The sequence below is a fragment of the Parasphingopyxis sp. genome, assembly GCF_052168275.1.
Lineage (GTDB): Bacteria > Pseudomonadota > Alphaproteobacteria > Sphingomonadales > Sphingomonadaceae > Parasphingopyxis.
The window spans coordinates 1-9353 of sequence record NZ_JBQLZM010000042.1; the positions used below are offsets into that span (position 1 = coordinate 1).

At 67.0% G+C, this 9353-nt stretch carries 10 protein-coding genes; 8 read left to right on the forward strand and 2 right to left on the reverse strand.

The window, feature by feature from the left end; all coding sequences use genetic code 11:
* The 4 genes from aspS to ACTS1X_RS03715 all read left to right on the forward strand — a co-directional run.
* A partial coding sequence (gene aspS, locus ACTS1X_RS03700; RefSeq protein ID WP_442613029.1) for an aspartate--tRNA ligase occupies positions 1-1502 on the forward strand: 1502 nt, incomplete at its 5' end.
* Complete coding sequence (locus tag ACTS1X_RS03705) at positions 1499-2377, forward strand: alpha/beta fold hydrolase (protein WP_442613030.1); 879 nt, start codon at positions 1499-1501, stop codon at positions 2375-2377. The genes aspS and ACTS1X_RS03705, both read left to right, overlap by 4 nt.
* 55 nt (positions 2378-2432) lie before the next feature.
* Positions 2433-3218, forward strand: coding sequence for a polyphosphate kinase 2 family protein (locus tag ACTS1X_RS03710; protein WP_442613031.1), 786 nt, complete (start codon positions 2433-2435; stop codon positions 3216-3218).
* A 62-nt stretch (positions 3219-3280) separates the two neighbouring features.
* A complete protein-coding gene (locus tag ACTS1X_RS03715; RefSeq protein ID WP_442613032.1) occupies positions 3281-3715 on the forward strand; it encodes a hypothetical protein in 435 nt (144 codons plus the stop codon).
* Here the strand turns inward: ACTS1X_RS03715 and greB are convergent.
* Positions 3712-4203: a transcription elongation factor GreB gene (greB, locus tag ACTS1X_RS03720; protein ID WP_442613033.1), complete on the reverse strand. Its 492-nt coding sequence runs from the start codon at positions 4201-4203 to the stop codon at positions 3712-3714. The genes ACTS1X_RS03715 and greB overlap by 4 nt on opposite strands.
* On the reverse strand, positions 4203-6221 hold the full coding sequence (locus ACTS1X_RS03725; protein WP_442613034.1) for a lytic transglycosylase domain-containing protein: 2019 nt from the start codon (positions 6219-6221) through the stop codon (positions 4203-4205). The genes greB and ACTS1X_RS03725 overlap by 1 nt, the downstream gene beginning before the upstream one ends.
* A gap of 93 nt (positions 6222-6314) precedes the next feature.
* On the opposite strand from ACTS1X_RS03725, the gene dapA reads away from it, so the two are divergent.
* From dapA to ACTS1X_RS03745, 4 genes are all read left to right on the forward strand, one after another.
* Positions 6315-7196 (forward strand): 4-hydroxy-tetrahydrodipicolinate synthase, encoded by an 882-nt coding sequence (dapA, locus tag ACTS1X_RS03730; RefSeq protein ID WP_442613035.1) that lies wholly within the window; start codon positions 6315-6317, stop codon positions 7194-7196.
* Between the two features lie 3 nt (positions 7197-7199).
* Entirely contained in the window at positions 7200-7682 is a 483-nt protein-coding gene (smpB, locus tag ACTS1X_RS03735) for an SsrA-binding protein SmpB (RefSeq protein ID WP_442613036.1), read from the forward strand.
* Positions 7675-8259: a DUF2062 domain-containing protein gene (locus tag ACTS1X_RS03740; RefSeq protein WP_442613037.1), complete on the forward strand. Its 585-nt coding sequence runs from the start codon at positions 7675-7677 to the stop codon at positions 8257-8259. The genes smpB and ACTS1X_RS03740 overlap by 8 nt, the downstream gene beginning before the upstream one ends.
* Positions 8259-9353: PAS domain-containing protein (locus tag ACTS1X_RS03745; protein WP_442613038.1), on the forward strand; the 1095-nt coding region annotated here is incomplete at its 3' end. The genes ACTS1X_RS03740 and ACTS1X_RS03745, both read left to right, overlap by 1 nt.

A 9353-nucleotide genomic window follows, 5' to 3' on the forward strand; every position in this document is an offset into this window, starting at 1 on the left:
GCGCTCAGGCGGTGGACGTGCAATCGGCGGCCGAGGAGCTGCCGATGCCGGTGGCCGGCGAGGCGGACTACCCGGAGGATATCCGCCTCAAATACCGCTATCTCGACCTGCGCCGCGAGAGCATGCACAGGAATATCCTGCTCCGCTCGGCCGTCATCTCCTCGATCCGCAAGCGCATGATCGAGCAGAATTTCACCGAGTTCCAGACGCCGATCCTGACCGCCTCTTCGCCCGAGGGCGCGCGCGACTATCTGGTGCCGAGCCGCGTGCACCCCGGCAAATTCTATGCGCTGCCCCAGGCGCCGCAGATGTTCAAACAGCTGATCATGGTTGCCGGGTTCGACCGCTATTTCCAGATCGCGCCCTGCTTCCGCGACGAGGATGCCCGCGCCGACCGCAGTCCCGGCGAATTCTATCAGCTCGATTTCGAGATGAGCTTCGTGACGCAGGAAGACGTGTTCCAGGCGATCGAACCCGTGCTGCGCGGCGTGTTCGAGGAATTCGCCGACTGGGACGGGAAGGGGCGGACGGTCGATCCCGATTTCGTCCGCATCCCCTTCGCCGAAGCGATGCTCAAATATGGCTCGGACAAGCCCGATCTCCGCAATCCGATCGAAATCAGCGACGTCTCGGAGCATTTCGAGGGGTCCGATTTCGGCCTGTTCGCCAATATCGTCGGCTCGGGCGGCGTGGTCCGCGCGATCCCGGCGCCGAAGACCGGCGACAAGGGCCGCCGCTGGTTCGACGGCATGAACGAATGGGCGCGCGGCGAAGGTTTCGCCGGCCTCGGCTATATCAACCGCAAGGACGGCGCGCCCTCCGGGCCGATCGCCAACAATCACGGCGAGGAAAAGACGGCGAAACTGCTCGAGGAACTCGGGCTCGGCGAGGATGACAGCGTCTTCTTCGCGGCGGGCAAGGAAGCCGAAGCGGTGCGTCTCGCCGGCGGCGCGCGCACCCGGCTCGGCGAGGAACTCGGCCTGATCGACGAAAACGTCTTCAAATTCTGCTGGATCGTCGATTTCCCGATGTTCGAATATGACGAGGAACTGAAGAAGATCGACTTCAGCCACAATCCCTTCTCGATGCCGCAGGGCGAGATGGAAGCGTTGGAAACCAAGGATCCGCTCGACATCCTCGCCTGGCAGTATGACATCGTCTGCAACGGCGTGGAGCTGAGCTCCGGCGCGATCCGGAACCACCGGCCGGACATCATGTACAAGGCGTTCGAGATCGCCGGCTATAGCAAGGACGAGGTCGACGCGAATTTCTCGGGCATGATCAACGCGTTCAAGTTCGGCGCGCCGCCCCATGGCGGCTCCGCGCCCGGCATCGACCGGATCGTGATGCTGCTCGCCGGCGAGCCGAACATCCGCGAGGTCGTGCTGTTCCCGATGAACCAGAAGGCCGAAGACCTGATGATGGGCGCGCCGAGCGACGTGACCCTCAAGCAGCTGCGCGAGCTGAACCTGCGCGTCGTTGAGCCGCCGAAAGAGGGATGAGCGAACCGGCCGAGCACTATTTCGGCGAGGGCGATTCCCGGCTCTGCTGGTTCGAATGGGGCGATCCGGCGGGGCAGGCGATCCTGCTTCTGCACGCGACCGGCTTCCATGCGCGCTGCTGGGACAGGGTCGTCGCGGCGTTTCCGGCGGGACACCGGGTCGTCGCGGTCGATCTTCCCGGGCATGGGCGGAGCGCCAAGCCCGATACGCTGGCCGACTGGTCGCGCACGGCCGAACCGCTGATCGCGCTGGTCGAGGGGCTCGACCTGCGCAACGTGATCGGCGCCGGCCATTCGATGGGCGGGCACTGTCTCGTCCGCATGGCCGCGCGGATGAACGACCGCTTCGCGCGGCTCGTGCTGATCGATCCGGTGATCATGGATCCCGCGCTCTACGCACATGCGCCGAAGCTCGAAGAGATCGATCCGTCGGCCAATCCGGTATCGCGGCGGCGGGCGGTCTGGGATTCGCCCGAGCAGATGTTCGAGCGGCTCAGGGAGCATCCCTCCTATGCGATCTGGCAGGCGGACGTCCTGATGGACTATTGCCGGCATGGCCTGCTGCCCCGGACCGATGGCGCGGGATTCGCGCTGGCCTGCCCGCCGATCCTCGAGGCGTCGGTCTATGCCGGGTCGCTGTGCGCCGACCCCTATCCGGTGGTCGCGAAGGTGGCGGTTCCGGTCGCCATATTGCGCGCGCCGCCGGGGACCCGGGACGGCACGATCGATTTCACCCGCTCGCCGACCTGGCCGGGACTCGTCGAGCGGTTCGCCGACGCCCGCGACGTCTATCTGCCCGAATTCACCCATTTCATGCCGATGCAGGACCCGGCCCGGATCGCTCGTGAAATCCTTAACACTTCGCCAATATCGTAACGCCGTGTAAGGTTCCTGCGCGGAACCGCGGCAGGGCATCGAACGAGGGGACTCCATGGCCATCAATCTCGCCGATTATGAAACCGGCGCCGAATTCGACGGCGATTACGACGAAACGCTGGTCGCGCTGCAGGAGCGGCTCGCGCAGATACAGGCCGCCTATATCGCCAATGACAAACGCGCCGTGATCGCGGTCGAAGGCTGGGACGCGTCGGGCAAGGGGGGCACGATCCGCCGCCTCACGGGCCGCTGGGATCCGCGTTTCTTCGAGGTCTGGCCGATCGGCGCGCCGACGGCCGAGGCCAGGGCGCGCCATTTCCTCTGGCGCTTCTGGAACAAGCTGCCCGGCAATCGCGAGATCAACATATTCGACCGGACATGGTACGGCCGGGTGCTCGTCGAGCGCGTCGAGGGCTATTGCACGGAATCGGAATGGCGCCGCGGCTATGACGAGATCAACGAGTTCGAGGCGCAGCAGAAGGACAGCGGCACGCCGATCATCAAGCTGTTCATGCATGTGACGCAGGCTGAGCAGGACGAGCGCTTCCGCAAGCGGCTCGACAATCCCTGGAAGCGCTGGAAACTGACCGAGGACGATTTCCGCAACCGGGCGAAGCGCAAGGACTATCTGGAAGCGATCCACGACATGTTCGCGCGGACCGATACGCGCTGGGCGCCCTGGGCGGCGATCGACGGCAACGACAAGAGGGCGGCGCGGATCGCCGCGCTGACCCATATCGCCGACCGGCTGGCGGAGAATGTGTCGATGGAGCCGCCCGAACCCCGCCAACAGATCGTCGATCTCGCGGCGTCCCATTTGGGGACAGAGCCGAAGGACTGAATGCACCCGGTTTGCGATTGCCGGGTGCCCTGTGCGATATTCCCCGAAACGGGAGACACAGCATGATCCGGGCAGTTCAGACAATCGCGGCATCGCTCGGGGCGGCCTTGCTCGTCGCGGGCTGCGCCCATGACGGCTATTACGACCGCGGCTACCGGTCGGCCTCCGCCGATTCCGGCTATTACGGACGCGATTACCGCAGCGGCAACGGCTATCGCGGCGATCACGGCTATGCCGAGCGCTACGCCAGCGTCTTTCGCGGCAGCGGCGCGCGCCGGCTCGATCCCTGGCTGTCGGAAACGCGCGAGGGGCAGCAGTTCGTGACCGATCACTATCCGGTCGGGCCGCGCGGCGAGATCCGCAGCGGCGATGCGGACAGCGCCAACATCTTCTTCCGGCGCTGGGCCGACACCGATCGCGACTATCGCCTGACCGACGCCGAAATCCGGACCGCGCTCGTCCACACCCGCAACCGCTACGGACGGATCGCCTTCTAGCGCGCCGGCTCCGGATAGCGGATGGCGAGAATTTCATAGTCCTTGGGGCCGGCCGGCAGCCGGACCGTCCGGCTGTCGCCGACGGCCGCGCGTTTGAGCGCATTGGCAAGCGGCGACACCCAGCTGATCCGGCCCGCCGACGCATCGGCCTCGTCCTCGCCGACCAGAGTGACGACCCGCTCCTCGTCATCCTCGTCGACCAGGGTCACGGTCGCGCCGAAATAGATGCGGCTCTTGTCGGGCTGTTCGGCGGGATCGACGATCTGCGCCGCCTTCATGCGGCGCGACAGGAAGCTCAGCCGCCGGTCGATCTCGCGCAGCTTTTTCCGGCCGTAGATATAGTCGCCATTCTCGCTGCGGTCGCCATTGCCCGCGGCCCAGCTGATTATCTCGACCAGCTCCGGGCGCTCCGTGCCGAACAGCCGCTCATATTCGGACTTCAGCGCGGCGAAACCGTCCGGCGTGATGTAATTGACGCGGGTCGGCATTATCCCGGGGTGGATTTCCCGAGATAGCGCGACAGCGGCATGTTCGAGCGCGGCATGAAGGCGCGGTCGGGATGGAGAAGATCGTACATCACGGCGTTTTCGAGCACGCGCTGGACGTAATTCTTCGTCTCGAAAATCGGGATCTCCTCGATCCAGCGAACGATGTCGACGCCGGGCGTGCGCGGGTCGCCATTGGCGCGGATCCAGCGATTGGCGTTTCCGGGCCCCGCATTGTAGCTCGCGGCCGCCAGCACATGGTTGCGCCAGCGCTCGAGCAGGCTCTCATAATAGGCCCGGCCGAGCAGGATCGAATATTGGGGATCGTTGGTCAGCGCCGACTGGCTGTAGCCGCGCCCGATCCAGCGCGAGACCTCGCGCGCCGTTCCCGGCATGAACTGCATGAGCCCGCGGGCGCCGGCATGGCTCACCGCGCGCGGATCGAACTGGCTTTCCTGCCGCGCGATCGCATGGACCGGCGTGAAGAAGCGCTCGGCGCCGCGCGGCATCGGTACCGTCGGATAGCCATAGGCCGTCGCATGGAACCCGTTCACCCGCGCGCTGCGGTGAGTCATCACGGCGAGGTCCCGACGGCCGATCTGGCCCGAGAGCTGGGCGGCGAAATGGTGATCGTCCTCGGTTTCGATCTGCGCCGTAAGCTCGCGCAGGAAACGGCTCTGCGTATCCCAGGCACCGAGTTCGCCGAGCATGCGGATCGCGCGGACCAGATCGCTTTCGGCGAACCGGCTGTTGCCGGCACGCGCCGCATAGTCCTGGCGCGTCACCTGCGGCAGCCGCAATTCGCGGCCCAGCCGCTCGGTCGCCAGCTGACCGTAGAAATAATCATAATAGACGGCCGCTTCCTCGTAGAAGCGGTTCGCCTCGTCCCGGCGTCCGGCGGCCTCGGCCGCCCGTCCGGCCCAGTACAGGCCCTTGGAGCGGGTCTGCGGCGTCCGCGCGGCGCGGCCATAGCGTTCGAACATGCCGATCGCCTCCGCCGGCCGGTTCTGCTGCCAGAGCGCCGTCGTCCCGGCGAGCCAGGTCAGGCTCGTATAATCGTCGCGCACGCCCAGATCTTCGCCGCTGATATCGGTGCCCGGCTCGAACGCGTCGTCGACCTTGCTGGCGATCGCGAAGGCGAGCGACCATTGCCGGTCGTTCTCCGCGGCACGCGCATTGAGCAGCAGCACCTCGAACCATTCCTCCGCGTCCGTCGGCCGGTGCTGGAGCGCCGGCCGGTTGGCCAGCAGGTTACGGGCCTCGAGAGACCGGCCGTTGTTGCGCAGCCACATCGCACGCTCGGCGACATAGCCCGGATCGCCCATGGCGGAACCGCCGGCCTCGGCATCCGCGCCGGTCGCCAGCCGCAAACGGGCCGAATGCGCGTCCCGGCGGGCGCTCGAGGTCAGCGACAATGTCCGGGCGGCGGCGGACACATCGTCCTGCCAGAGCAGGAGATCGAACCGCGCGTCATGATCGGCCGGTGACAGCGCGCCCGCGAACCGCGAGAGGATCACGGCTTCGTCGGAAGAGGCGGTATCCCGGTCGAACGAGCCCAGCCGCCAGGCCTGGCGCGCGAAACGCGCCGCTTCGTCGTTGCGCCCCGAAGCCGAAAGGGCCTCGGCGTAGCGCAGCGCGCCCGATGCCGTAAGCGGCTCGAACCGTTCGAAGAATGCCGTCAGCGAGCGCGGCGAGACGCCGGTGGCCGGTATCTGGCTCTCGGCGATGCGCCGCATCCGCGCTTCGCCGGGCCAGCCGGGATGCGACACGAGGAAGCTCGCATAATCGTTGAAGGGCAGGGAATCGCTCTGCTGGAGCCGGTTCCACTGCAGGATGGCCTCGCCGAGCGGGTGGGCGCGCGGTACGGCGCCCACCGAACCGGCGCCCGAAACGCCGAGCCGGCTCGCATACCAGGCGCGCTGGTCCGACGTCAGGGATTGGGCGGAAGCGATGCTCGATCCGGCCAGGGCGGCGGCGCCCATCACCATGAGCGCAAAGGTCTTTTTCAACATGCTGGACATAGTGCGCGCACAATCCTTATCTGGCGATGAATGGAACCCCACTGATTTGCAGGTGCTATGCCGCGCAAACATGTGGAGGTGAAGGAGAAATCTATGTTCAGCGGGTCGATTCCGGCTCTGGTGACACCCTTTCGCGACGGAACGTTCGACGAAGCGGCCTATCGGAGCTTCATCGACTGGCAGATCGAGGAAGGGAGCAGCGCCCTCGTTCCCTGCGGAACGACCGGCGAAGCGGCGACCCTGAGCTTCGACGAGCATTTCGAGGTCGTGCGTGTCTGCGTCGATCAGGCCGGCGGCCGGGTGCCCGTGATCGCGGGCTGCGGATCGAACGACACGCGATCGGCGATCAAGAATTTGAGCAAGGCGCAGGAACTCGGGGCGACCGCCGGTCTCGTCGTCCCGCCCTATTACAACAAGCCGAGCCAGGAAGGCATTTATCGCCATTTCGAGGCGATCATCGCCGCCTGCGACCTGCCGATCGTCCTTTACAATGTGCCGGGGCGCACGGCATCGGACATCTCGGTCGAGACGATGCGGCGGCTGCGCAAGTTCCCGTCGGTGATCGGCGTGAAGGACGCAACCGCCGACATGGACCGGATCAGCGCCCAGCGCGCGGCCTGCGGCGACGATTTCTGCCAGCTTTCGGGCAACGACTATCTGACGCTCGGCTATCTCGCGATGGGCGGCGCGGGCTGCATCTCGGTGACCGCCAACGTCGCGCCGCGGCTGTGCGCCGAATTCGAGGCAGCCTGGGCGCGCGGCGATGCGCAGGAGGCGCTGGCGATCAACGACCGTCTCTATCCATTGCATGGCGCGATGTTCGCCGACGCCTCGCCCGGACCGGCCAAATATGCGCTGACCAAGGTGCGACCCGGCTTTCCCGGCGAATTGCGCCTGCCGATGACCTGGCCGTCCGAGGACGCGCAGGCCGCGGTCGATTCAGCGCTCGGTCATGCGGGGCTGCTAGAGGACTGATCCATGGCGCGCCCGCAACCCGCTACGTTCGACAAGGTCAAGACCGTCGCCGAGAACCGGCGCGCGCGCTACGACTATGCGCTGGAGGACAAATTCGAGGCGGGCGTCGCGCTGACCGGGACCGAGGTGAAATCGCTCCGGTTCGGCGAGGGGGCGATCGCGGAAAGCTATGCCGATATCGAGGACGGCGAGGTCTGGCTGATCAACTCCAACATCCCCGAATTCAGCCATGGAAACCGGTTCAACCACGAAGCCAAGCGGCCGCGCAAGCTGCTGCTCAACGCGCACGAGATCAACAAGATACGCGGCGCGGTGGAACGCAAGGGCATGACGCTCGTGCCGCTCTCCATCTATTTCAATTCGAAAGGCAAGGCGAAGGTCGAACTGGCGCTGGCCAGGGGCAAGAAACAGCATGACAAGCGGGCCACCGAAAAGGCGCGCGACTGGAAGAGGGAACAGGGCCGCCTGCTGCGCGAACGTGGCTAACGCGAAACGCGAGGGCGGACCTTTCATGCGCTGGGTGCGGCGGCATTCGCCGAGCCGCGAGGAGTTGGCGCGCAACCGGCTGATCCGGCCATTCGCCTCGCGGATCATGCACAGCTATCTGTGGCGCTTCAACCGGCGTTCGGTGCCGCGCGGCGCGGCGCTAGGCATGGTGGTCGGCATTCTCGTCATGGTTCCGGGCATCCAGATGATCGCCTCGGCGCTCCTCGCCCTGCCGTTCCGCGCCAATATCCCGGTCGCCGCCGCGACGACCTTCACGAGCAACCCGGTCACCACCCCGTTCATCCTGATCGGTGCGATATTCGTCGGCAATTCGGTGTTCGGCCTCGAAGCCGATACCAGCCATTTCCAGACGCTCGTCGAACGCCAGGCCGGCCTTTCCGAATGGTTCGCATGGTTCGCGACCGACGCGGCGCCCGCGCTGCTCGGCGGACTGCTCGTCATCGCGCTGATCAGCGCCGTCGTCGCCTATCTGCTGGCCGACTGGTTCTGGCGCTATCGGGTTTCGCGGCGCTGGAAGCGGCGGCACGGGCGCGGCGATGGCGAGGAAATCGGCTGATGGCCAGTCTCGCCCCCGACAGCCGGGACCGGCATCCCGCCGCGCGCCGGCTGATCGACGGCACGCTCCTCGCGATCGTGGTCCTGGCGGGCATCGGATCGGCGGTCCTGCTGATGTTTCTCCTCGAAAGCCCGCTGTTCGCCGCCGGTTTCGGCGCCTTGTTCGTCGCGGCGCTGGGCGTCGCGCTCGTCGCGACCCGGCGCCGGCCGGCGGACGCCGCCGCCGCGCGCGGGCCCGACCGGGCGCTCATTCGCGCGGCGATCGAGGGCGCCGGGACGCCGGTGGCCGTCACCGACCGGCAGGGGCTGCTCGTCGTCGCGAACAGCCTTTTCGAGAAGGATTTTCGCGGCGCGCCGACCCCGCCCGCGCTCCCGTTCGGTGCGGAGGGCATCGAGCGGCTGACGACCGCCGGACGGACCGCCTGGCGCGATGGCCGGGGCACGGCCGCGGCGCTCAAGACGCCGCAGGGCGTCTATGATGCGATCGTCGAACGCGGCGGCGAGCAGGACGATTACCTGATCTGGCGCTTCACGCCGGCGGCCGGGACCGACATGGTCGGCGAGGCGCGGCGGCTGCTGGAAGGCACGGCCGGCGGCGCGCTCGGCATCGCCGGGGTGATGAGCGTGTTGGTCGATGGCGGCGGACGGATGATCGCGGCGAATCCGGTCTTCCGCCAGCGGGCGCTCGGATCGACCCAGGAACGGCTGCGCGGGCGGGACTTTACCGACTGTCTCGAAACCGGCGAGGACGGCACGCTCCGGATAGCGGGGGAAGGCGGGGGCGGACCGCCGCTCCGGCTCGTCCAGGTGCCGATCCCGACCGGGTCCGAGGAGGGCGATCCGCTGCTCTTCTTCCTGCTCGACGAAATTCCGGGGTCCGGTAGGGCGACGGACAGCGCGGACATTCACGCGCTGCTCGGCATGTTGCCGCTGGGCCTGGCGCTCGCCGAACGCGACGGCCGGTTCCTCTATATCAACTCGGCGTTCCGCCGCGCGGCCGGCCTCGCCGACGATGCCCAGCCCGTCTATCCCGGCGATCTGGTGGTCGACGAGGACAAGACGGCGGTCGCCAACGCCGTCCGGCGCTTCGCCAAC